Annotated in this window: 1 protein-coding gene and 1 pseudogene; one reads left to right on the forward strand and one right to left on the reverse strand. The window is 44.1% G+C overall.

What is annotated here, in order from left to right:
- On the forward strand, positions 1 to 189 hold a 189-nt coding region (locus E3E37_RS11480; RefSeq protein WP_305849832.1), incomplete at its 5' end, for an amino acid--tRNA ligase-related protein.
- On the opposite strand, the pseudogene E3E37_RS11485 reads toward E3E37_RS11480, so the two are convergent.
- Positions 182 to 388: pseudogene (locus tag E3E37_RS11485) on the reverse strand (NAD(P)H nitroreductase); the annotation flags it as partial. The gene E3E37_RS11480 and the pseudogene E3E37_RS11485 overlap by 8 nt on opposite strands.

Raw genomic sequence — 388 nt, forward strand, 5'->3', positions numbered from 1 at the left:
ATGAAGAAAGCTGGAATAAGCCTTGAGGCATTCAAGCCTTATCTGGAGGTCGCCAAAGCTGGTTTGCTTAAGCCTACAGCAGGAGCTGGTATAGGAATGGAAAGACTAGTGAGGTTCATCGTTGGAGCAAAGCACATAGCGGAAGTCCAACCTTTCCCAAGAATTCCGGGCATTCCTGCCATTATTTAAGGCGGTTTCCAAATTTATTTAGATGCACTCTCTCCCACATTATTTCCTCTTTTCTGTGTTCTGGTTTTTCTTCAGCTGGATACCCAATCCCAATGATGCAGAGAATCTTTATATGCTTGGGAATCCTTAAGAGTTCTCTGACGTAATCCTCAGCAGTTTTCTTTTCATCGTGCATCCTTTCGTGTATATGGCCCCAGCA

It is taken from the genome of Thermococcus sp. ES12 (genome assembly GCF_012027515.1).
In the GTDB taxonomy this organism is placed as follows: Archaea; Methanobacteriota_B; Thermococci; order Thermococcales; family Thermococcaceae; genus Thermococcus; species Thermococcus barossii.